At 63.7% G+C, this 21,683-nt stretch carries 24 protein-coding genes and 6 tRNA genes; 22 read left to right on the top strand and 8 right to left on the bottom strand.

The window, feature by feature from the left end; translation table 11 throughout:
• Positions 1-34 precede the first annotated feature (34 nt).
• The 3 genes from NF551_RS17740 to NF551_RS17730 all read left to right on the top strand — a co-directional run bounded on the left by NF551_RS17740 (position 35) and on the right by NF551_RS17730 (position 1,010).
• Positions 35-421, top strand: a complete 387-nt coding sequence (locus NF551_RS17740; protein WP_227897695.1) for a hypothetical protein — start codon at positions 35-37, stop codon at positions 419-421.
• Positions 422-482: 61 nt separating this feature from the next.
• Positions 483-558: transfer RNA gene (locus tag NF551_RS17735), tRNA-Arg, on the top strand.
• Between the two features lie 38 nt (positions 559-596).
• The gene (locus tag NF551_RS17730) at positions 597-1,010 is read left to right on the top strand and encodes a hypothetical protein (protein ID WP_227897696.1); all 414 of its coding nucleotides are present in this window, start codon (positions 597-599) and stop codon (positions 1,008-1,010) included.
• Between the two features lie 47 nt (positions 1,011-1,057).
• On the opposite strand, the gene NF551_RS17725 is transcribed toward NF551_RS17730, so the two are convergent.
• The gene (locus NF551_RS17725; RefSeq protein ID WP_227897697.1) at positions 1,058-2,212 is read right to left on the bottom strand and encodes an AI-2E family transporter; all 1,155 of its coding nucleotides are present in this window, start codon (positions 2,210-2,212) and stop codon (positions 1,058-1,060) included.
• Between the two features lie 166 nt (positions 2,213-2,378).
• Here NF551_RS17725 and NF551_RS17720 point away from each other — a divergent pair, with 166 nt between their 5' ends.
• Positions 2,379-2,816: a GatB/YqeY domain-containing protein gene (locus tag NF551_RS17720; RefSeq protein ID WP_227897698.1), complete on the top strand. Its 438-nt coding sequence runs from the start codon at positions 2,379-2,381 to the stop codon at positions 2,814-2,816.
• Between the two features lie 62 nt (positions 2,817-2,878).
• Positions 2,879-3,484, top strand: coding sequence for a Clp protease N-terminal domain-containing protein (locus NF551_RS18990; RefSeq protein WP_269439058.1), 606 nt, complete (start codon positions 2,879-2,881; stop codon positions 3,482-3,484).
• A 61-nt stretch (positions 3,485-3,545) separates the two neighbouring features.
• Here the strand turns inward: NF551_RS18990 and NF551_RS17710 are convergent, their stop codons facing one another.
• From NF551_RS17710 to clpX, 6 genes are all read right to left on the bottom strand, one after another.
• Positions 3,546-5,894, bottom strand: a complete 2,349-nt coding sequence (locus NF551_RS17710; protein ID WP_227897699.1) for a fibronectin type III domain-containing protein — start codon at positions 5,892-5,894, stop codon at positions 3,546-3,548.
• Between the two features lie 253 nt (positions 5,895-6,147).
• Entirely contained in the window at positions 6,148-7,437 is a 1,290-nt protein-coding gene (locus NF551_RS17705; protein ID WP_227897700.1) for a Y-family DNA polymerase, read from the bottom strand.
• 7 nt (positions 7,438-7,444) lie between these two features.
• On the bottom strand, positions 7,445-7,876 hold the full coding sequence (locus tag NF551_RS17700; protein WP_227897701.1) for a LexA family protein: 432 nt from the start codon (positions 7,874-7,876) through the stop codon (positions 7,445-7,447).
• A 90-nt stretch (positions 7,877-7,966) separates the two neighbouring features.
• Positions 7,967-8,758, bottom strand: a complete 792-nt coding sequence (locus NF551_RS17695) for a hypothetical protein (protein ID WP_227897702.1) — start codon at positions 8,756-8,758, stop codon at positions 7,967-7,969.
• Positions 8,755-9,138: a hypothetical protein gene (locus NF551_RS17690; protein WP_227897703.1), complete on the bottom strand. Its 384-nt coding sequence runs from the start codon at positions 9,136-9,138 to the stop codon at positions 8,755-8,757. Before NF551_RS17690 ends, NF551_RS17695 begins: the two co-directional genes overlap by 4 nt.
• Before the next feature lie 76 nt (positions 9,139-9,214).
• Positions 9,215-10,480 (bottom strand): ATP-dependent Clp protease ATP-binding subunit ClpX, encoded by a 1,266-nt coding sequence (gene clpX / locus NF551_RS17685; protein WP_227897704.1) that lies wholly within the window; start codon positions 10,478-10,480, stop codon positions 9,215-9,217.
• 241 nt (positions 10,481-10,721) lie between these two features.
• Here clpX and NF551_RS17680 point away from each other — a divergent pair, with 241 nt between their 5' ends.
• The 11 genes from NF551_RS17680 to NF551_RS17630 all read left to right on the top strand — a co-directional run bounded on the left by NF551_RS17680 (position 10,722) and on the right by NF551_RS17630 (position 18,954).
• Positions 10,722-11,285 (top strand): dihydrofolate reductase, encoded by a 564-nt coding sequence (locus NF551_RS17680; RefSeq protein ID WP_227897705.1) that lies wholly within the window; start codon positions 10,722-10,724, stop codon positions 11,283-11,285.
• 556 nt (positions 11,286-11,841) lie between these two features.
• Positions 11,842-12,816, top strand: coding sequence for a PDDEXK family nuclease (locus tag NF551_RS17675; RefSeq protein ID WP_227897706.1), 975 nt, complete (start codon positions 11,842-11,844; stop codon positions 12,814-12,816).
• A gap of 62 nt (positions 12,817-12,878) precedes the next feature.
• Positions 12,879-13,700: a DsbA family protein gene (locus NF551_RS17670; protein WP_227897707.1), complete on the top strand. Its 822-nt coding sequence runs from the start codon at positions 12,879-12,881 to the stop codon at positions 13,698-13,700.
• Positions 13,701-13,795: 95 nt separating this feature from the next.
• The gene (locus NF551_RS17665) at positions 13,796-14,455 is read left to right on the top strand and encodes a hypothetical protein (RefSeq protein ID WP_227897708.1); all 660 of its coding nucleotides are present in this window, start codon (positions 13,796-13,798) and stop codon (positions 14,453-14,455) included.
• Positions 14,456-14,505: 50 nt separating this feature from the next.
• The gene (locus NF551_RS17660) at positions 14,506-15,081 is read left to right on the top strand and encodes a DUF2637 domain-containing protein (protein WP_227897709.1); all 576 of its coding nucleotides are present in this window, start codon (positions 14,506-14,508) and stop codon (positions 15,079-15,081) included.
• Positions 15,082-15,173: 92 nt separating this feature from the next.
• Positions 15,174-15,419, top strand: coding sequence for a preprotein translocase subunit SecG (gene secG / locus NF551_RS17655; protein WP_227897710.1), 246 nt, complete (start codon positions 15,174-15,176; stop codon positions 15,417-15,419).
• Between the two features lie 44 nt (positions 15,420-15,463).
• Complete coding sequence (secY, locus tag NF551_RS17650) at positions 15,464-16,771, top strand: preprotein translocase subunit SecY (protein ID WP_227897711.1); 1,308 nt, start codon at positions 15,464-15,466, stop codon at positions 16,769-16,771.
• Positions 16,772-16,794: 23 nt separating this feature from the next.
• A complete protein-coding gene (locus tag NF551_RS17645) occupies positions 16,795-17,211 on the top strand; it encodes a hypothetical protein (RefSeq protein WP_227897712.1) in 417 nt (138 codons plus the stop codon).
• 95 nt (positions 17,212-17,306) lie between these two features.
• A complete protein-coding gene (locus tag NF551_RS17640; protein ID WP_227897713.1) occupies positions 17,307-18,029 on the top strand; it encodes a hypothetical protein in 723 nt (240 codons plus the stop codon).
• Positions 18,030-18,135: 106 nt separating this feature from the next.
• Positions 18,136-18,285 carry a hypothetical protein gene (locus NF551_RS17635; RefSeq protein WP_227897714.1) on the top strand — a complete coding sequence of 50 codons (150 nt, stop codon included), beginning with the start codon at positions 18,136-18,138 and terminating at the stop codon, positions 18,283-18,285.
• Positions 18,286-18,375: 90 nt separating this feature from the next.
• On the top strand, positions 18,376-18,954 hold the full coding sequence (locus NF551_RS17630) for a hypothetical protein (protein WP_227897715.1): 579 nt from the start codon (positions 18,376-18,378) through the stop codon (positions 18,952-18,954).
• Here NF551_RS17630 and NF551_RS17625 read toward each other — a convergent pair.
• On the bottom strand, positions 18,951-19,775 hold the full coding sequence (locus NF551_RS17625) for a zinc metalloprotease (RefSeq protein ID WP_227897716.1): 825 nt from the start codon (positions 19,773-19,775) through the stop codon (positions 18,951-18,953). The genes NF551_RS17630 and NF551_RS17625 overlap by 4 nt on opposite strands.
• Positions 19,776-19,891: 116 nt before the next feature.
• Here NF551_RS17625 and NF551_RS17620 point away from each other — a divergent pair, with 116 nt between their 5' ends.
• The 6 genes from NF551_RS17620 to NF551_RS17595 all read left to right on the top strand — a co-directional run bounded on the left by NF551_RS17620 (position 19,892) and on the right by NF551_RS17595 (position 21,683).
• A complete protein-coding gene (locus tag NF551_RS17620) occupies positions 19,892-20,449 on the top strand; it encodes a hypothetical protein (RefSeq protein ID WP_227897717.1) in 558 nt (185 codons plus the stop codon).
• Between the two features lie 425 nt (positions 20,450-20,874).
• A tRNA-Trp gene (locus NF551_RS17615) sits at positions 20,875-20,948 on the top strand.
• A gap of 185 nt (positions 20,949-21,133) precedes the next feature.
• Positions 21,134-21,216 (top strand) — tRNA-Tyr (locus tag NF551_RS17610).
• A 2-nt stretch (positions 21,217-21,218) separates the two neighbouring features.
• Positions 21,219-21,292: transfer RNA gene (locus NF551_RS17605), tRNA-Met, on the top strand.
• 34 nt (positions 21,293-21,326) lie between these two features.
• A tRNA-Leu gene (locus tag NF551_RS17600) sits at positions 21,327-21,407 on the top strand.
• A gap of 193 nt (positions 21,408-21,600) precedes the next feature.
• Positions 21,601-21,683 (top strand) — tRNA-Leu (locus NF551_RS17595).

Here is a 21,683-nt window from a genome sequence, read left to right as displayed (position 1 = left end):
GAGCGGGACGCTGTCTGCCGCACACATTGCGCCCATGACACGTACACAAAACGGAACCCCCGAAGGCGTCTACTACCGTCGCGGACTCACCGCAATCGCCGGAGGTGGACTGCTCATGGCCATCGGGATAGTTTCCCGTTTTCACGGCACAGGGGAGTCCGTGCCCGGCCCTGTGGCTGCCGCAGCCGTGGCATGGTCCCTGCTGGCCCTCCTGGCGGCATCCGGCGCCATCTTCCTGAATGCCTACACCCGCAGCCTCCCGGCCATCCTCAGGCTGCGCTATGGGCACCGCCACGGCTCTCTGGCCGGCTGGGAAGGCCACCGCGAGGCTGCGGATGCCATAGCTGGGGCGAGGGCACGTACGGGCCTTGGAAGGCTGCTCGTGGGTATCCGGAAAGGAAGCTGGACGACCGGGCGGTGAGAGTTTCGGGACCAGCCGCACACATAGAGGGTGTTAGCCACAAAAGCCCGGCCGGGCACCTGCCTGCGTAGCTCAGCGGATAGAGCGTCCCCCTCCTAAGGGGAAGGTCACGGGTTCGAATCCCGTCGCAGGCTCCAACACCGGAGCCTTCCGGTCGCAGCACCGGAAAGAAACCATGCCACGCTCCAGCACGCCGTCCCGTATCGGCGCCGATCTCTATGCCCGGGCGGTCGCCTTCATCATCGGGGCGATCCTCATGCTGGCGTTTATGTCAGCATCTAGCCCGGCACCTTCGAACAGCATCATCGAATCGGTGCTCCTCGTTGCCCTTGCCGTATGCCAGGCCGGTGCTGCTGTGTCCGCCCTCGGCCTCCTGGGGCGAGACCTGCAGATCACCGGCATCACCGCGCTCGGCGCCGAAGCGCTTGTCCTGATCGGACTCTTCAACAACTCCCTCACAGCAGCCGGCATCTACGTCTTGCTCTGCCAGGGGCTTAGCATCGCAGGGATAGCCCTGATCCGGCACGCATCACGACGTCAGCCATCTCCTGAACCGGCATCACTGCCAAGGCTGGTTCCCGCACATTAGGCATCGAAAAGGCCCGCACCCAAGACGGATGCGGGCCTTTGTGCTCCCTAGAGGGCCGGTACTTCCTCTTCCCGGGAGTCAACGGCGGGTGCTGCGGGAACGGGTTCCCCGGTGTCTTCTCCGGTCCAGACCTTCAGGACTGCCCATGCCACCGCCGTGATCGGCACGGAGAGTATGGCCCCGACGATGCCGGCCAGGATGGTGCCGACGGTCAGGGCGAGGAGGATGACCAGGGCGTGGATGTTCAGGGACCTGCCCATCACTACCGGCTGCAGCAGGTTCCCCTCCAGCTGGTTGACGACAACGATGACGATGACGACGATCAGGGCGACGACCGGCCCGTTGGCGACCAGGGCAATCAGTGCGGCCAGCGCTCCGGCGGCAGTGGCACCCACCAGCGGGATGAAGGAGCCGACGAAGACGATCACGGACAGCGGCAGCGCCAGAGGTACCTGCAGGATGAACAGGGAAGCTCCGATGCAGATGGCATCCACGGCTGCGACGATGGCGGTACCGCGGACGTAGGCGCCCAGGACTTCCATGGTGCGGGTGCCCGTGAGGCGCATCTTCTCCAAGCGTTCGCCCTTGAACCAGCGCAGCAGGAATGCCCAGATCCGGTCCCCGTCCTTCAGGAAGAAGAAGAGGACCACAGCCATCAGCGCGAACCCGGTGATGAACGAGGTGGCCGCACTGATTCCGGCCAGGGCTCCGCTTCCGGCCGCACTGCTCGTGGCGAAATCTGTGGCTGCGCTCCTGGCGTTCTGAATCATGTCCGGGTCCACCGGAACAGGCCCGTCTTCGACGAAGGCGTAGAGCTTGTCGAACCCGGCCGAGGCCTGTCCTGCAAGGTTGTCCCATTCACCCCGGATGGCGAAGACGATCCCGGTGACCAGGCCGCCCGATACGCCCAGCAGGAGCAGGAAGGAGACTCCCGTTGCGAGTGCGCGCGGCCAGCCCCTGGTGCGGAGCCGTCCCACGAGAGGTGCAATCGCTGCGGCCAGGATCAGCGCCAGCAGAAGCGGGATGACCACCAGGGTCAGCTGAAGGAGACCGTAAACGACCGTGCCGGCCAACAGAAGCAGGAGAAGGATCTGGGCGGAGCGGTGACCGGCGCGCCCCAGCCTGCCGTCCCAGGGATTCCTGCGGTCGTTGTCAGTGGCGTGGTTCGGGTCCGGCGGACTTACCGGGGCAGGTGAGTGCATCAAGGATCTTTCTGGGAGGGAGGCAGCTGTGGATAGGCGGAAATCCACGTCAGGCTAGCTGAGAGACTGCCAGGCAGTCATAGACCCCACGGGGAGGGCAAGCACCCTGTCCGTACACATAGGAGCTGAGCCGGAAACCTTCGGCGTACCCGGCAGAAGGAACCCCGTGACCTTCCATCTGAAATCATCAGGCATGGCCGCCCTGGCCGATGCCGTCAACGAACTGAGCAAGCCCGGCCGGATCCCCGGCGAGCCCACCCTGGACCGCCCCGACGGCGGACTGAAAACGAAAGTGAAGACCATGTCCCCGAAAGAGAAGCTGCAGGCTGACGACACCGCCCGCATCTACACCGAAGCCGGGGAGGAATCCCGTGCGGCAGCCGAGATCGCAGAGGCTGTCATTATCGAGGCATACCTGCCCAAGCCGCTGGAACGCGCTGACGTCGAGAAGATCGTCGCCAGTGTCATCGCCGTACTGGAAGGCGACGGTGCACAGATGAACATGCGCTCCATGGGCGCCGTCATGAAGGCCGTCACCGCCAAGGTGGCCGGCCGGTTCGATGGCAAGGCCGTCAGCGACATCGTCCGCGCCGCCCTGTCCTAGCAAGCACTCGTCCGAGGCACTCCGGTCCGTCCGGGGTGCCTTGGGCTTTTCCAAGGAGACCCATGTTCGACCGCTTCACCCACGGAGCCAAACGCGTCGTCGTCCTCGCCCAGGAAGAGGCACGGATGCTGGACCACAACTACATCGGCACCGAGCACCTGCTGCTGGCCGTCCTGCACGAAGGAACCGGCACCGGGGCCCGCACACTCGGAAACCACGGTGTAACCATTGAGGGCGCACGCGCCGCCATCGTGGAAATGATCGGCCGCGGCATCATCCCGCCGAGCGGACACATCCCCTTCACACCCCGGGCCCGCAAGGCACTGGACCAGGCACTGAAGGAATCTCTCGTGCTGGAATCCAACAGCATCACCGAAGACCACATCCTGCTCGGAGTACTGCGGGGATCCGGCATAGGCGTTGCCGTCCAGATCCTGCAGAAGCTCGGCGCAGTGAAGGACACGATGCTGGGTGAGATCGAAGGGCATCTCACGTCCGCCGGACCCACGGAGGAGGACGCCGGCACGCCCGTCGCCGAAGCCCTGACTGCGTTCCAGCGCGCGCTCGGCGCAGATCTGGACGTCCCGTACTCCGAGCTGAAAAACGCCATGACCGAAGCCCTGCGCGCCGCCCAGCTCGCCGCAGTCGGACTGACCCGCGCGGCCTAAGCCGGCAAGGGCGCAGTTCGGACCGGGCTCCAGTACGTCACTGGGGCCCGGTCCTCGCTGCTTATTTGGCTACGAACTCATAATCGTCGAGCTGGTATGTACCTCCACTGCTCCGGGTGCTGTAGAGGATTGTCTTCCCGGCATAACTGGACAGATCGAGGTGGTATTCGGCCCACACGCCGTCGGTGTTTCCAGTGGCTACCGCACTCTTACTGGAGGACCCTATGAGGTGTGACGCCCTGCCTTTGGACCAGAAAGACAAGACTGGCTTATCGGCAGGTACCGTCAGGGACTGGGAAGCCTCGCTGTCATACCCACTCAGTACAAGGGAAGACCCGCCCGAGTGCCCGCCTGCGGCAATACCGGACTTGTAGAACGTCCAGCCGGCGGCGCCGTCCTCAAAACCGGGGTTGGCAATGGGCGTTTTCAGTATCCCGATTTCTCGTGATGCCGGTGAGGCGGATTCTCCAACTGAGTTCACTGCAGTGACAGTGAAGATGTACTTTTCGCCTGCCGACAGGCCTGTCATTGTCACGCTCTTGGCTGTAGGGGCAGCTTCCAGGCTGGCTCTGACATGCCCACCATTCCAGGCATCCACCCGGAAATGGGTTATCGGTGCCCCGCCGTTGTATGCAGGACCCACCCAGCTCACCCCCGCGTCGCCGAGCTTCGACATGGCGAGGACGGAGGTCGGGGCATCGGCGACTGTGGCACGGTTCAGTTCAAAGTTGTCCGCGTACTGGTTGCCTGCCAGAGCTCCGGTGACTCCCAGCGTCATGGGTGCACCTGCGTAGGCGGAGAGGTCGACTTTGTACTGGGTCCATGAGCCGCTGGTCTTGCCGGTTGTGTGCTGAGGCAGCGTGACGCTGCCGGCCTTTACCTTGATGCCGCTATAGGTACTCCAGTAGGTCAGTACAGGGGTATCAGCCGGGACGGTGATGACCTGGGTGGTCGTACGTGAATAGTCGTCGACTTTCAGAGCAGAGGACCCAAATGGGGTAGCTGTCGCTGAAACTGCAAACCCTCCAAGTTTCCAGCCGCTGCCTCCAAGCTCGAAGCTCGGATTGGCGATGGCCCCGGGGATTACCACAACAGGGCCGTACGGTGCAGACTCCTCGGAGATGCCCAGATTGTTCTTTGCAGCAACCGTGAACGTGTATTCGGCCCCGGTAGTCAACGTCGAGAACGTAGCACTGAAGGTGTCAGCCGGGACTGTTACCTGCTCCGCCACGTCGCCGTCTTTCCATGCTGTCGCCGTGAAGGAAGTGCGTCGGCTTGCACCGTCGAACGGCGGTGAAGACCAGGTTGCCGTGGCGGTTCCGAGACGAGAGCTGGCCGCAACCGAGATGGGGGCAAATGGCGCTGAGGCCGGTGCGAGATCGACGTCGTCGAGCTGTCCTGAGGGGCTGGAGTTTCCGGTGAAGGAAATCGTCACAGTCTGTCCGACGTAGGCGCTGATGTCGCCGTGGTGGATGTACCAGCCGTTGCCGACGTCCTCTGAGGCTGTAGCTACGACCGTGTTGTTGACCTTCGGGGTAACTCCCTGAGTCCTGCTTCGGCTGGCAAAGGTCAGCACCGGACGGTCGTCAGGAACGGAAACCACCTGGTACAGGTTCGCATACAGAGGGAGGCTAGCAGCGAGGGCCCCGGTTTGTACCGTCCCTGCGGTGGTTTTGATGCCTCCCGAGGTTGTCCAATACTGCAGGTTGTCTTCGAAACTTGGGTTCTTGAGGGTCGAATCAGGAAGCTTGACGGCGGCCGTTGCTGGCTCGGATAGACCCGTCGACCTGATGGCTGCAACGCGGATCCGTACGGTCTGCTCCGGGAGCGCACGCATGGTAGCGGTAGTGCTGGCGCTGTCCTCTGAAAGCAGGGTCCAGTCACCCTCGTCGACCTGATACTCAACCTTGTAGCCGGAGGCGCCCTTATCCCGGTCCCAAACGGCTTTCGCCTGCAGCGCGGAAATGGCAGTCAGCTTCAGATTGGATGGACGACCCTCCGCCTTCTCGATCCCGCCAATGGAGTCTATGAGTTCGGCTAGCTTGTCAGCCGGCAGGCAGCCGGGGTCGGTGTCTGCTTCGAAGAGTTCAGGGTCGGTGTTGGCATCGGTGGAGTAGAAGATCTTGCCGGTGCCGGATTTGGCCAGGGCGACGTAGCAGGTGCCCTTCTCATCGGCCATGACCTTGGTCTTCTTCGTGCTGGGCAGCTGCAGGTAGCCGGTGTCCAGGAGGCCGGCGTGGTCCATGAACCGGTTGTCCTTGGCCTTGGCTACACCTTCGGCGGTGCGGATGGAGGAGAGGTCCTGCTTGGCGCCGTTGTTCTGGGTGTACGGGATGACGCCGAAGATGGCTGCGAGGACGCCGGCGGCCAGGATCCCGACCACGACCACCCCCGTAAGGATGGATGGCATATCGAAAGCACCGGAACTCTTCCTGAGCACGGGCATGGCTGGGGGTCTCAAAACAGGTCTCCTGAGTGGGGCCGGACCGGGATGCTGGCTCCCGGTGGGACGGTAAGGCGGTCCGACCCGGGCAGGAGTCATGAGGATGGAGCTGCACGGGTCCACTCATAGATGTCTTCCGCCGCGCAAAAACAGGCTTGTTTGTGACGCATCGGACAGGATCCAGGCAACAGGCACTGGCCAGCCGCACTGCCTGCCGGCTCTAGCTGGCTTTCACTACCGGCAGCTCATCCCACTCGGTGGTGTAGCGCGGGGAGGAGAACTTCCTGGTCATCGTCCAGTCCGGTCGGGAAGAGTTCAGGCCGGCGAGGCCAAGACCGATGGCAGTGGTCCCGTACTTTTCGGTCACTTTGCCCAGGAGTTCGCCGATGTTCCGTTTCTCGTGCACGGTGACGAACTCGTCGAAGACCGGCTGGGCGCCGGCGGGGGAGAGGTCTGTGAGCATGACCCCTGCCCTGGCGTAGCGGATACCTTCGGTCATCTGGGCATCCATGGCTTCGATGGCCGCCTTGGTGAGGATGACGGGGTCAGCGGTCGGGACTTCCAGGTGGACTGCCGCTGAGGGAAAGGAATGCTCGCGGTCATTGAAGTGGGAGGTTCCGGCGAAGACGGTGAGGATCCGGGCCAGCTGGTTTTCCTTGGCGAGGCGGACGGCAGCCTTCTGGGCATATATACTCATGACCTGGCGCATTTCCTCGATGGTGGTGACCGGGGTTGAGAAGGACCGGGAGAAGATCATCTGCTTCTTGTCCGCCCGCTCGGACTCCATGGGGACGCAGGGGATTCCGTTCAGTTCCAGTACGGTGCGCTGCAGGACCACGGAGAACCGGCTGCGGATCATGACCGGGTCCGCATCCTTCAGGTCGGCAACCGTGTAGATCCCCAGGATGTTCAGCTTCTTGCCGATCCGGCCGGCCACACCCCAGAGCCCTGTCACCGGAACCCGGGACATGATAGTCTCCACGACACCTGGGGGCATGGTGTCCAGGTTGCAGACCCCGCCCATATGGGGGTTCTGTTTAGCGATGCGATTGGCGAACTTTGAGAGCGTTTTCGTGGGTCCGATCCCTACGCAGACCGGCAGTCCGGTGTTGCGCAGGACGGCTTTTTTGATCTCCCGGCCCCGGGATTGAAGCTCCTCGGGGTCGCCCCTGAGATGCAAAAATGCCTCGTCGATTGAGTAGATTTCCGTGAAGTAGGAGAACCTGGCCAAGAGCCTCATGACGCGTTCGGACAGGTTCCCGTAGAGCTCGTAATTACTGCTGCGCTGGACCAGCCCCATGCGCGGGGCGGCTTCGGCCAGCTTGAACCAGGGCGTCCCGTTTTCGATGCCGAGGGCCTTGGCTTCATCGGAACGGGCGACAACGCAGCCGTCGTTATTGCTGAGGACAACACAGGGGACGCCGGTCAGCTTCGGGTCGAAGACCCTCTCACAGGAGACGTAGAAGCTGTTGACGTCCACCAGGGCTATCCGCGGTCCGGGCGGGTACATCCCTGTCCTAGAGCCGGTGTAAACAACGGGTGGCCACTCCCCAGACGAGAAGATCGCTGAGCTCGGGGATCTCGATGTCCGGGTAGTCGCTGTTCTCCGGATGCAGGACAACGCCCCGTCCATTCACCCGGAGCCGTTTGACGGTCAGCTCCCCGTCAAGGATCGCCACGACGACGTTCCCGTCCCTCGGCTGGAGGGAGCGGTCCACGATCAGTTCGTCGCCGTCGCTGATTCCGGCGCCCGTCATGGAGTCTCCGCTGACCCGCACGATGAAGGTGGAGGTCTCATCCAGGATCAGGTGCTTGTTCAGGTCGATGCCCGAGTCGTAGTAGTCCTGGCTGGGGCTGGGGAACCCTGCCGGCACCGACGAGGGGCTGACCGGGACCTCAAGGACGGGATGGTCTCCGGGAAGCGGCCCGACCTCTGATACAGCTGTCACGACACACCTCGCATAGAACATACTTTCGAACTAATTCAGGTTAGCACCCGTCCGGGCGCCCGCGAGGCAGCAGCCGGAAACCTTATCGGCTCAGTACGGCAGGCGGTAGTGGCTGGCGATGTGGTGGAAATCGGGATCCTCGCCAATGCTGCTCGATGAGGCAACGTGCGGGTCATTGGTTCCTGGCGGAAGATCAAGATCCAGCCGCCGGTCCCAGAAAGCCCAGCAGCGCCCGTGGAGAGTCTTGGACTCGTAGGAGATCCCGAGCGGCTCCGATCCGTCCTCCAGCGCCTGGTCCCGTATGGTCTGCGCCAGGATCGTCGTAAGTGCACGGTTCTCACCCATGATCGAGCCGGCGGTAAGGAGTCTCAGGCCCATAGACGTACCTCTGACGGTGGGCGTCATGCGCTGCAGTGCGGCAAGCGTAGCCTGGTGGTCGATCAGTACCCACCAGCCTTCGGACGGCAGGGAAAGAGTGTGGATGGACCGGTTAATCTGCCAGCCCGCGGGTATTGCCCAAGGGGGATCAACCCCGTTGGCCTTCGCATCCTCCAGGACCTGGGAGATGTACTCGTCGACATCCCAGCCGACAGACTCTGCCGTCTCAGCAACGGAAGCCAATTTCATTCGAAAGACGGTCAATACCTCGGCATAGGAACACCGTTTGGAATCGGCGATGTAGACGGTGCGGCCCATGGTGTCGTACCGCCCGCGCCTTTCGACCATTGCGGTCCCCGGCGCCTGATCGGGAAGAGGGCCAACGTACTTGTTGGCCATGACGGCCAGCGCTCCGTGACGGTCCTGTGCGACCCGGAATCCAGTCTGCCCGGCCGCCCTGACAAGGCTGAGGCCCGTCCGGCTGCAGATGGCGTCCTCTTTCACGCCGCGTATGTATCGTGCACGAAAGCCTCAGCGGCGCCAAGGACTTCCTGGCCGAGCTGTCGCTGGATGTAGAGCACCGGGAGCCCGTCATTTAGCCGCGGGTTGGATCCCATCAGCCACGCCAGGGCTACATCGGGGCCCTGTGAGTGCTCAAGAGTCCTCCAGACCTGATACCCCAGGCGGACCCGCGCGATAACCTCAGAACGGCCTGGAATGGGGCCGTCTGGCTTCGCCCACTCATACGGGGAAGTCCGGTCTCTGACGCCGGCCATGGTCTGGACGACAGTGGCACCGACATTGTCGATGAGCACTCTCACCAGCTCATGAAAGTCCATCTTCATGGCGTCGAGGTAAATGCCGTTGGGGGAGATAGTCTCCATTCAGGCATCCTGTCACCCGGGCATTGGCGAAGCAACAGATAAGCGGCGTCCGACCGGCTCCCAGTCGGTGCCCAGACTATGCCGCGGACTTGTGGCGCAGCCCCACCTTCGCTTCCCCGAGGCCGTGGACGAGCGCCTCGGTGACCGTGACAGAGTCGATGTCTTCACGTCCGGGAAGGTCGAACATCAGCGGCATGAGGATTTCCTCCATGATGGCACGCAGACCCCGGGCGCCCGTTCCGCGGTCCAGAGCCATGCCGGCGATCGCCTGAAGGGCTGCCGGTTCGAAATGCAGTTCGACCCCGTCCTGGTGGAAGAGCTTGGCGTACTGCTTCACGAGAGCGTTGCGCGGGCCGGTGAGGATGCTGATGAGGGCATCGCCGTCCAGCGGGCTGACCGCGGTGATGATCGGCAGGCGCCCGATGAACTCCGGGATGAGCCCGAACTTGACCAGGTCGTCCGGCCGCACGTCAGCGTGGGTGGCCGCGGGGGCGCCGGAGCCAAGGTTCGCACCGAAGCCGATGCCCTTGCGTCCTGAACGCTCGGCGATGACACCTTCGAGGCCTGCGAAGGCACCGGCGACGATGAACAGGACGTTCGAGGTGTCGATCTGGATCAGTTCCTGGTTCGGGTGCTTGCGCCCGCCCTGCGGCGGCACGGAGGCGACCGTCCCTTCGATAATCTTCAGCAGCGCCTGCTGGACGCCCTCACCGGAGACGTCCCGGGTAATCGAGGGGTTCTCCGACTTGCGGGCGATCTTGTCGATCTCGTCGATATAGATGATGCCGCGCTGGGCCCGCTCAATGTCGCCGTCGGCTGCCTGGATGAGTTTCAGGAGAATCGTCTCGACGTCTTCGCCGACGTAGCCGGCCTCGGTCAGTGAGGTGGCATCTGCCACGACGAACGGCACGTCCAGGCGCTTGGCCAGAGTCTGGGCCAGGTAGGTCTTCCCGCAGCCGGTCGGGCCGGCCAGCAGGACGTTCGACTTGCCGACCTCGACGCCCTCAAAGGCGCCGGCGTCCTCGACTGCGGGGCCAAGGCCGATGCGCTTGTAGTGGTTGTAGACGGCAACCGAGAGGGCCCGCTTCGCAGGCTCCTGGCCGACGACATACTCCTGGAGGAAGTCGAAGATCTCACGGGGATGCGGCAGATCGAAGCCGGGCGCGGCCGGGGCCTCCGCTTTCGTTTCCTGGAGCTCCTCCTCGAGGATCTCGTTGCACAGCAGGATGCACTCGTCGCAGACGCATACCCCGGGGCCGGAAACGAGCTTGCGGACGTCTTCACGGCCCTTGCCGCAGAAAGAGCATTTGAGACTCTCGGATGCTGAGCTCACTCGTGCCATGGTGTTTCCCCCTGTTGCTGTGGCCGGCGGTGCCGGGCCGGGCATCTGCGCCCTCTGGTATCTGGTCTCGGGAGGTCCGGTGCAGCTCCGGCCGCGCGGACTATGCCCGGGCCGGCCGCCTCCCGGTGAACCTCAGATGGAAGCCTTACCACGATCGCCGCACACATTCGATTTATGTAACAGAGGTTCACCGGCCCAAGGAGTGGGCAGGTCCTGCCGTCCTGCCGCACACATAGAGGGCATGACAGTAACAACGAACGAACAGGCTACGGCCGTCACCATGCGCGCGGACGACGCCGTGATCGGCATGATCTGGGCCCAGGGCACCTCCGGGGTCATCGGCTCCGAAGGCCGGATCCCGTGGCACCTGCCGGAGGACCTCGCACTCTTCAAATCCATCACTGCCGGGCACCCCGTCATCATGGGCCGCAGGACCTGGGAATCGCTTCCCGAATCGTCCAGGCCGCTGCCCGGACGCATCAACATCGTGGTCTCATCCAACCCGAATTTCAGTCCCGCAGGGGCAGTCCGTGCCGGGAACCTCCACGCCGCCCTCATCGAAGCAAGCATGAGCGGAGCTGGATCCGACCAGATCTGGATCATCGGCGGCGCCCGCCTCTACGAGGAGGCCCTTCCCCTGGCGGATACGGTCGTCATGACCCGCGTTGACCTGGACGTCGAAGGCGACACTTTCGCACCCGAGCTGGGACCGGCATGGGAGCTTGCCGAAGAGCAGCCGCCCGGTGGTCTCGGCATTTCGGAGGACGGCACCCGCTTCCGCTTCGAACGCTGGACCGCCCGCTAACTGCCCTGTGTCCATAACTTTGCCCGCAAGAGGGTTACGGACAACGTAAAGTAGTCCCTGGTGCACGCACCCGCGAAGCCCCGCAGTTGTCCCCCATCTGCGGGGCTTCGTGCTGTCCGAGGCCAAATCACTGCTCCGGATGCCCGTTTTGGGCCTTCCAGCCAACCTCCTGGCGACTGAAAACACCCCTCCTGCCAACTGCCGCTCCGAGGCTGCGCCCCTTTCTGGCCCGGAATTCCGCGGATTTTCCGGTCTCTGCCAACTAAACCAACTCTGCCGACCGGTTAAGTACGCACTTAGAAGGGAGAGGGGTATATATACCGAGTGGAGGGAGAGGGGTTATATATATAGGGCCCCCTTATATACATATCTCTCTTAACTAGTTGGTTCAGTTGGTTGTATATAAGGGACCCCCTGTTTTCCCCCTAGATTCCGCGGATTTTCTCTACCAACCGAGTTCCCGGTTTTAGTTGGCAGACGGTTGGATCCGGTTGGCACCGGGTTGGCACCCCGTCATAGCCTTCTGGTCTGCGCATGTCCTCTGTCAGGAGGAACCATGCCGGAGAAGAAGAAGCCGGGCCGCGTCAAAGCAGCCCCGGCGAAGACCAGGAAGACTGCAGCCAAGAAACCAGCTGCCGCCTCACCGCCCACCCGAAGCAGGACAACAGCGCCGGAGGCCCGCAAGCCTGCCCGCAAACCTGCAGCTGCCCCCACCGGACGGAGGAAACCGGCCCCGAAAGCCGCCGCCCCGAAACGCAAGCCAGCTGCAGCCGAGAAGCGCACGGCATCGAAGGCCCCCGCGCGCCGACCGGCATCCCGGGCACCCAAGCCGAAAGCCGCGGAGGCCCTCTACTCCGGCAAAGTCTTCAGGTCCCGCCTCGAAGCGCGCTGGGCGATCCTCCTGGACCTGCTCGACATCAACTGGGACTACGAGCCCAGCCACTACCAGGTCGGCCCCCACCTCTGGTACCTGCCGGACTTCTACCTCCCGCAGCACCGGATGTGGCTGGAAGTGAAGGGCGCAGCGTTCATGGATGCACAGTCCATGGCCAAGATCCTGGCAACCGTCGCCGGACCCATGCCGGTCCCGCTGCGCGAAGAGCCGTACACGGCCTCCACCAAGCTCCTCATCGGAGGTTCCCTGCCCAGACTGACCTCCGGACGCCCCGTGCACACCCTGGTGACTCCGTCGCTCGACGGCCGCGCAGCCCTCACCCACGCAACGTTCGGGCGGGAAGGAGCCGTTCCGGTCGGCGAACCGTGGGACATTGTCGAAGCCGACGGCATCCCCAAATCGCGAAGGCCTGCCCCGGGCCGGATGAAAGAACTCCTGGAGCCGGATCCAATCGCCCTCAAGCCGCCGGCCGACGTCGCAGCCGCGTACCGGTTCGCCGCGACGGCAGCCTTCGACGACACCACCAGGACCCTGGCACCCAGCAACGACGACGTCATCACCTCCCGCCTCTCAGCCCGCCGCTCAGGCAGGCCGCTTGGTCCGCCGCGGACAGCCGCCGGGCCGCAGGGCGCATAGACACAAGAAGACGTCTTTGCAGGATTCCGCCCGTGAAGGCCCCATTTTCGTGAAAGGGCCCAATGCCTGAAGAACTGAGCAAGAAGGAAAAGACCGAGCAGCGCCGTGCCCAGGCTGCCGCCCGGATCAGTGCCGAGAAAACCCGTGAGCGCCGCCGCAGGAGGATGATCCAGGCAGGAACTTTCCTCGCAGCCGTGGTCATTACCGCCGGCATCGCAGCACTGGCCGTCGGCAACCGGGCCGAGCCCATCAGCTCAAGCGGCCCCGTCCCGGCAGCAGCCAACGTCTTCGGCGGAGTCAACACCCAGGCACCCCTGTCCGAAGGGTTGAACGTTAACGCCGAGGTCATCCCTGAAACCGTCGACGGGACCCCGCCCGGGATCTCCGCGCCTGCCGAAGGGGAGCCCGCATCAGTGGTGCTCTACGTTGACCCGAACTGCGTGCACTGCGCAGAATTCGAGGGCTACTACGGCGAGACCCTGAAGCAGAAGGCAGAAGAGGGTGCCATCAGCCTGGAGACCCGCGCCATCGCCATCCTGGACCGCAACTCACCGACGAACTACTCCTCCCGTGCCGCCAACGCCATGGCCTGCGTCGCCGATGCTGCCCCGGAGAAGTACCTGGAGTTCACCGGCGCCGTGTTCGAGAACTTCCCCTCCGGCGAGCTGGCCAACCAGGGGCTCATTGACCTTGCCGGAGAGCACGGCGTCGACGGCATCAGCGACTGCGTCAAGGACGGCACCTTCCGCCCGTTCGTGAAGTTCACGACCGAAGCTGCTACCGAGCACGGCATCACCGGCACTCCGACCATCTTCATCAACGGACATCTGTGGGACCTGCAGGGTGGCTTCGAGACCGTCCTGAACGAGGCCATCACCGGCTAGCACTTCACGTCATTAGGGGCCGCCGTCCGGAGGAATCCGCGGCGGCCCTTTCCGTGCCCGGGGAGAAGCGTCTGCCCTGCCGCACACATAGAAGCATGAGTGAAACCCCTGCCCCCGAAGACTCCGCAGACGCATCAGATGCCCTGGGAACCCTGCTGGCGAACATGGCGAAGGCGGTGCAGGGCGAACGCCGCAGCTCCCCGGGCTACCAGTCCATGGATGCCGCTGACACCATCCACCAGCTCGTCCGGCGCCTCGAGCACGCTACCAGCGAAGCCATCATGGACGCCTACGACGTGCTGACCGACAAGTTCGGCCTGGAAGACAAGCGTCCGCTCTACGACTATCTCTTCGAAGTTCCGATGCGCTTCCGGCTCTACCGGGAGGCTTTCAACGCCGAAACCCATGTCGGCTGCGTCGACCGGGCCGTCGCCGCGATCGCTGAAGAGATCCAGGCTGCCGGGAATCCCGCCGAGCCCAAGACCGAACCCCGGTTCGGTAAGGCGGCACTTGCAGGTGACGGCGCCGGAGGCCATATCGGTGCCGCGGCTGCCGCTGACGCCCTGATCCTCGCTGACCTGTTCGACGACTCGCGCCGGATCCAGCGCCTGTCCTGCGACACCCGTGAGATCACCGGACGCATCCTCGCCAAAAGCCCTGACGTCGACCCCGCCAAGCTGGCCGGCACGGTCCGGCTCATCCTCAGCACAGCCGCGGACATCGCCCGCGAGCAGGACGGCCTCGAGACCCGCTAACGGTCTGCCGGCCCTGCCCCCCGAACCTGAACTACCCCGGAGCCCATCCCATGAGCAAGAACGCCACGCCCCTGTCCCGCCCCATCGTCATGACCGGATTCGCAACAACCGTAGTCATCGCTGCCGGCGCCTTCATCCTTTCCTTCGCCGCCCTGACCGACCTTGCCGTCATGTCGGGCCTGAACCCTGACCTCGCGTGGATCTGGCCGATCATCGTCGACGGACTCATCGTCGCCTCCACCGTTGCCATCGTCGCCCTGGCCGGGCACGAGAAGCGCGTCCTCGCCTACCCGTGGTCACTGCTCTTCTTTGGCGCCGTCGTCAGTACGGCCGCGAACGCCGTGCACGCGATCCTGGCCGTGGGTGATAACGGAGCTGTTCCCGCCGTCGTGTCGGCGATAGTTGCGGCCATGCCCCCGGTCGTCCTCCTGGCCATCACGCACCTGACCGTGATCCTCGTCCAGAAGTCCGCTGTGAAGCCCGTGAAGAAGGCGGCAGCAGCCAGGCGTTCAGCAACCCGCAAGCCCGCAGAAGAGCCGCGTACGAGCCGCGTGCAGGTGCTCCCGTCCATCCCTGCCGCAGAGTTGGAGACCACTGAGCCTGCCGCGGAACCCGCCGCCGCCTGAGCTGCCCGACGCGCCGTCAGCACCCGGGGCGCATAGAGAACATATGCCGGAAAAACACGCCTCCGGCACCACCACAAAGGATTCACAGCCCCATGACTTTTCTGACTATTGCCCTGCAGGTCCTGATCGTCGCGCTCAGCATCGCGCTGGTCGGCATGATCCTGCTGCACAAATCCAAGGGCGGCGGCGCGACTGACATCTTCGGCGGGAGCATGACGAACAGCCTCGCATCCACCGGTGTCGCCGAAAGGAACATGCTCCGCGTCACTGTGACCATCGCAGTGCTCTGGACCCTCTCGATCGTCGCTGCCGGCATCCTCGTGCCCTACAGCAGCTGATCCTCCTCCCACCCCACTTCGATTCCTCAAAGGAGGACCAGCTAGTGCTGGAACCGATTAAGCGCGTATTTCAGAGCCCTGACCTGCGCAAGAAGATTCTCTTCACCCTCGCCATCCTTACCCTCTACCGCCTGGGATCCTTCATTCCCGCACCCGGCATCAACGCCGCGAATGTCCAGCAGTGCCTGGACGGAGGAAGCACCAGCGGAGGCGTCTATGACCTGGTGAACATGTTCTCCGGCGGCGCGCTGCTCTCCGTGTCGATCCTGGCGCTGGGCGTCATGCCGTACATCACCGCATCCATCCTGATGCAGCTGCTGCGCGTGATCGTCCCCCGCCTGCAGGAACTGCACAAGGAAGGTCCGTCCGGCGCCGCCGTGACCACCCAGTACACCCGTTACCTGGCCGTCGGCCTGGCAGCCGTGAACGCCACCACCGTCGTCACCATGGCCCGCAACGGGACACTCATGGGCGGCTGTGCGCTGCCGATCGTGCGCAACGAAAGCTTCATCACCGCGCTCGTCATGATCATTGCCCTGACCGCCGGCGCCATGCTGGTCATGTGGATGGGCGAAAAGATCACCGAGCACGGCGTCGGCAACGGCCTGTCCCTGCTGATCTTCACCTCCATCGCCGCAGGCTTCCCGACCGCACTGGGCGCCATCGGCCAGACCCAGGGCTGGACCGTCTTCGCTGCCGTCATCGCCATCGGCCTCGTGACCATGATGCTCGTCGTCCTGGTTGAGCAGTCCCAGCGTCGCCTGAAGGTCGTCTACTCCAAGCGTGTCGTCGCCGGTAAGACATACGGCGGCAACGCCACCTTCCTGCCGATCAAGGTCAACATGGCAGGCATCGTCCCGGTTATCTTCACCTCGGCAATGCTCGCCCTGCCCGGTATGGCGGCCCAGTTCTCCACCCGCGACGACGGAACCATGCCTGAATGGGCTGTCTGGATCACCCGGTACCTGACCGTGGGCGACCACCCGATCTACATGGCGGTCTACTTCCTGCTGATTGTCGGGTTCACGTTCTTCTACGTCTCGATCACCTTCGAGCCGGACGAGATCGCAGAGAACATGCGCAAGTACGGCGGGTTCATCCCCGGCTACCGTGCAGGCAAGCAGACCCGCGACCTGCTCGCGTACGTCTCCAACCGCATCACCGCCTTCGGAGCCATCTACATCGGCTTCCTGTCCTTGATCCCTCTGATTGCTCTGGTCCTGATCAACGCTAACCAGAACTTCCCGTTCGGCGGCGCAGCGATCCTGATCGTCGTCGGCGTCGGCCTGGACACCATCAAGCAGATCAGCTCGCAGGTCGAACAGCGCAACTACGGGAGCCTGCTGCGGTGACAGGAGGCGGCAAGCCTGTACTGGTGAAAATCCTGGACGGGCAGCTGAAGGACGGGCGGGCCACGGAACTGGACCTCGTCAACACGATGAACGCTGTCATCTCCGATACGGCCCCGGACACGGAGGCAGCCACCCGCTGCCAGGTACTCCTGTGCATGTCCGGGGCCCTTCGGGGCCTCATCAGCCGCCGCTATTTCGCCGCCCTGTTTACGGGACGCCTGTACAGGGCGTGGCAGCTGCACGAATCCCTGTGGGACGTGACGGAGTTTTCCATGGAACTGTCACTGGGGCACGGCACCGACCCGGACTCAGATTTCCTCCGCGTCCAACTGCTGCAGATGACCCTCGCCCGTCGCGGCGCAGGCATCACCGGGGACCTCTCCCGCGCAGTACGCGCCATGGTCCGAGTCGCCTCCGCCGGGACCACGCCGCTGGAATAGGCCAGTAAAGAGCCTCCGGGCAGGTATGTGCGGATAAGAAAACGGGTACCCCGCCATGGGTGGTCCCGGGCCTCCGCTGCGCTACGTTCGGCGGCATGGAATGGATTGAAGTCTCGGGATTCGTCGTGAGTCTGTTTCTGGCGGTCCTCGCGTTCCTGGGTTTCATCCGATCCTCCAGGAAGACCCGTCGGCATCTGATGTACTCGGTGCACACCAAGACTTTCCAGGGGATCGGACGTGTTACCCGCGTAGCCTTCATGAATGTTGGCAAGGACGACATTGTGCCCGGCGACTTCAGCAATGGCCTGCCGCTGAGAATCGACCTTGAGGTTCCCATAACCTGTCAGCTGGGTGAGTGCTTCTCATACAAGGCGAATGACATGGACCTTGACGTGGTGGGGAGCTGCGTTTCACTCAAGCCGACGATCATTGGGCCCGGATCCATGATTGTGGGTCAGTTTGTCACCAGGGGGGAGCCAGACCCTGAGTTGAAGCGAACCCTCGAACACATACCCGTCACTTCTTTGGCAGAGGCGCGCGGGAAAGTGGGTAACTGGCTCTTCATGGTTTTCACATCTCTCGTATGTTGGTTCTCTGCCGCGATAATGTGGGGCCTCGATAGCACCGAAAACATGAACGAACTGGCTATTTGGGCTCTGAAATGGTCCGTGGTCCCGCTGTCGGTCTTTTTCCCGGTTTCCCTGGTCAGGCTCATAGCCTCCTGTTCGGCTCCTCTGCGCTTCCTGTCCGCGACCAGGAGAGCCCTGCCGGCTCTTCGCCGCTACCGCGCCCGTGAGCTCCAAGCTGACCCTGAGTAGGAGCGATGAGGAATATCCTGGGGGAAACCCTATGGCGCCGGTACCGACCCTGAGAAAGGCTGACCGAATGCGCACGGAGGTGCCTCCGTCCGCACACATAGAGAACATGGCCAGAAAACTTCCCAGCCCCGAACTTGTCTGCATCGTGTGCAGCGGAGGCGACCGTGACATCAACGGCGCCCACACTGTCTGTGCCCTGTGCGAACTGCAGGGACTCACCGTCCCCGAGGCCGTGGAACTGCCTGCTGCAGCCTAACCGCCGCCCCCAAAAATCCCCGTCAGCGCCCAGGACGCATAGAGAGAAATAGGAGTACTTCACGCTATTTCCTGGAAGGGGACCCATCGCATGCACATTCCGCCGCGGTACCAGGCTTTTGTCGACAGCGATCAGGAACCTATGGAACGGCTCCGAAAGGGGCGAGGCCGCCTTGCTGCCTACCGTTCTTCGAACCCGGAAGTCCGAAAGTCCGTTCGTCTGACCACGCGCAGCGAACTGAACAAGGTCCGGCGGGCAGCCCGCAGCCTGAAGATCACCATGTTCTGCGATGAGACGCTGGATGACCTGCGGGTCCTGGCCTACAACACGTACGCAGAGCTCGCCTGGAACAACGGCGGCCGCAGGGTCCCGGACTTCGCCATGATGCGGCCCGAGAACCTGGACCGGGTCACCGTGAACTACATCCGGCACAACCGGACCAAGTACGAGCACACCCTGATCGTGAACGGCCTGAACACCAACGACCTGCGCCGGTCCTACAACATCGAGCTGAAGATCAAATGCCTGGCCGAAATAGCCCGGGTCTTCCCTGAGCTGGCCGCCGAATGCGAACGGCAGCGCCTGGCCGTAAGCCGCAGCCTCCAGGAGGCCGTGGACCGCATCGCCGCCAACGAGGAAGCAGGACTTGGCCTCCCGAAGGCCGCCTAGTACTCCGCCACGCAGGCCCCGCGCCCCAGGACAGCCAGACCCTCAAGGTCCCCGGCACCCAGGGATGCGGGGCCTGTCGTATGGGGACTCATCAGTTCCAGCGGCGAATCGACGTGGGCCAGGCCTGCCACATGCGCAAGCTCGTGGACGATGACCGCCTTCACGGTTGCGTCCCCGTCAGGGGATCCAAGCAGCGGAGCCAGCTGCGGTCCGTCAAGCATGACCTGCCCGGTGACATACACCCAAGGCTGGCTTCCGGCCTTCACCGGGGTGCTGCCGCCCAGTCCCGCAGTACGTCCCCCGAGGCGGCTGACCTCATCAGGGTCCGACCAGGCGATCAGCACCGGAGCCCACCGGTCCCCGTACACCTCAGGCTGGTACTTCTCCCGGTACGTTGAAGGGCGCTCCTCGCTGGTCCCTTCGTACATGAATTCCAGTCCTGTGGCCGCAGCGATCTCCCGGACTGCGCTGAACACGATCTCGTCGCTGCCCGCGGGCCCCTCCCCGGAGAGCACGTACCGGACAGGGTCGCAGGGGTCGAAGGCGACGATGTCCTGCCCGGGCATCCCCGTGAACGCATAGGAGGAACCAAGCCCCGGGTCGCCGGCTGCCGCAGCGGGTCTTGTCGTACCGCCCACGGAACGGGGCCAGTCACCGCGAAGAGCCTCCAGTCCGGCACCGACACCGGCCATGGTCACGGGTGCGGCCACCAGCGCCCACACTGCAACTGCTGCGACGGCTGCCGCAACAACTGCCGCCGGAAGTATCCGCGGGCGCCTCGTCCCGGCCCGATGTGCAGGGCTGCGCCTGGCTGTGCTCATTGATTCCGTCCCCAGCGGTTCTCTACCGCGGACCGCCCGCCCCCGGTGGTGTGCCACGGTAGCAGCGGCATCTGACACGTCCGCGCCCGGGGGCCGGCCGCCGCACACAGGAGGACATGACAGCGAACCAGAAACGCGACCGGGCCGGAAAGTTCGACTTCGGCACCCACTCCGAACCGGACATCTCCCCGTTGCGCTCCCAGCCATCCGAATCGACTCGGCAGGCACTGGCCGGCCGGCAGGAACTTCTGGCCCGGGCCGCAGAGATCCGTGCAGCCCTGGCTGTTGAGTCGGCCTCTGCCTTGGCCTCCCATACCCGGGACCTCTTTCCGGATGCCGCCTACATCGGCCTCATTGCAGACGACGTCGACGGCAGGGGCGCCAGGGTCACCGGAATCTGGGGTGCCGGCGGGAAGCTCCTGGCCGCCCGTGCCGGCGGAGACAAGTCCCGCACCGAAGCCTTCGAGTCCTGGTCGCGCGCCGGAGAGGCGGGGGAGTCGATCGAGGCACTGACAGCCGACCTTGGCGGTCATGCAGCGGACCTGTCCGGGGCCATGGAGCTTACCTCGAGCCCGAGGGCTGACGGTTTCGGTGTGTACAGCGGAGCCTGCAGTTTCAGCCTCCACCTCGACCGGATGCTCGACACCGAAGAACACCGGGAGCCGGCCGCATAGGACGTGGGGAGAGTTCTTGCCCCTGCCGTACACATAGGATTTATCGGCGGTTATCTGCTGAATGCATAGCCTGAAGCAGGTTATGTACAAAACCCATTTCTCTCACGTACAGTAATTCCCAACAGCACCTCCGGGTGCGCCGAGACTCTTCACGAAAGGAAAGCCATGTCAGCAGCAGTCATGCCCAGCATTCAGACCGCCAGCGTCCGTGGCTTTGTCCTGCCCGTGAATACCCTCTCCTCGGAAAAGCCGATGAACCACGCCCCCAAATTCTATGGACAGGATCAGGCGTGGACGGCCCTTATGAGGCACCGGAGTTAACTTTTGACTGCATGCAGTCGTAGCCGCTTCGGGTAAGTCCACACCGAGGCGGCTTTCTTTTTGCCCGAATACGGGTACCGCCTCCGCCGGAACAGACCGGCACTGGGGATGTAGCTCAGTTGGATAGAGCATCGGTCTCCAAAACCGAAGGCCGCAGGTTCGAGCCCTGCCAGCCCCGCAATGCACACCACCGGTGATGCACCTGAATATTGAGAACTCCATAGTGAACGTGAATCAACACGGATCGAGCACCGGGACGCCAAACCCGGCGCATGCACGACGAATCCGTGAGAAAAACCAAGCCTTCCGGTGATCTCCCCGGGTATCCATCAGTGATGCCGGGCGGAGACACCGGAAGGTCACGGGAGGTTGCCTGAGCGGCCAAAAGGAGGCGACTGTAAATCGTCTGGCATTGTCCTTCGGGGGTTCGAATCCCTCACCTCCCACTCGCACGGTAGAGCAGTTCGGCAGCTCGCCTGGCTCATAACCAGGAGGTCACGGGTTCAAATCCCGTCCGTGCAACGAAGGCCGCCGGTATGGTTCCGGCGGCCGTTACGCCTGTCTGGCGGAATGGCAGACGCGCCGGGTTTAGGTTCCGGTGTCTTAGGACGTCCGGGTTCAAGTCCCGGGACAGGTACGGTGGCCGTCAGCAGTGCGGCCCAAGCGATGCGGATCCTGCCGGAGACAGGGCGCCCTGACCAGCGCACTTCCGGCCTGCTCGTGAGGTAAACAGATGGAGCTGCCACCGGGGTGGACGACGATCCCATAAACGCAGTCCGGAGGGGAAACGCCCAGTCAGCGCCGAACCTGCCGCACTAACCCGGTGATCCGCCCGTCTGGCGAAACGGCAGACGCGCCGGCATGAGGTGCCGGTGCCCGAAAGGGCGTCCGGGTTCAAATCCCGGGATGGGCA

It is taken from the genome of Arthrobacter caoxuetaonis, from assembly GCF_023921125.1.
GTDB lineage: Bacteria > Actinomycetota > Actinomycetes > Actinomycetales > Micrococcaceae > Arthrobacter_B > Arthrobacter_B caoxuetaonis.
The sequence above is the reverse complement of the archived record's forward strand: the minus strand, read 5'-3'. Positions and strand labels throughout refer to the sequence as shown.